Raw genomic sequence first — 586 nt, forward strand, 5'->3', positions numbered from 1 at the left:
GTTCTTCTTCGACCTGCAGCACATCAACGGCGGCGGCAGCCGCCCCGACGGATTCGACAAGTACACCGCCAAGAAGGTCGGCGTGATCGGCGCCGGCATGATGGGCGCGGCCATCGCCTACGTCTCCGCCAAGGCCGGCATCGAGGTCGTCCTCAAGGACATCGACCAGGCCGCCGCGGACCGCGGCAAGGACTACAGCGTCAAGCTGGAGGAGAAGGCACTGGCCAAGGGCCGCACCACCGCCGAGAAGTCGGCGCAGCTGCTCGCCCGGATCACCCCGACCGTCGACCCGCAGGACTTCGCCGGAGTCGACCTGGTGATCGAAGCCGCCTTCGAATCCGTCGAGGTCAAGAACAAGGTCTTCGCCGAGATCGAGGACATCGTCGAACCCGACGCCATCCTCGGCTCGAACACCTCCACCCTGCCGATCACCATCCTCGCCGAGGGCGTCAAGCGCTCCGAGGACTTCATCGGCATCCACTTCTTCTCCCCCGTCGACAAGATGCCACTGGTGGAGATCATCCGCGGTGAGAAGACCTCGGACGCGGTGCTGGCCAAGGTCATCGACTACACCCTGCAGATCCGC

General features: G+C 65.2%; 1 protein-coding gene. It reads left to right on the forward strand.

Going from position 1 to position 586, the window contains the following annotated elements; all coding sequences use genetic code 11:
* Nucleotides 1-586 (forward strand): 3-hydroxyacyl-CoA dehydrogenase family protein (locus ACYVHG_RS15765; RefSeq protein ID WP_461168424.1); only part of this gene is annotated, 586 nt, incomplete at both ends.

Source organism: Tsukamurella serpentis (genome assembly GCF_054780975.1).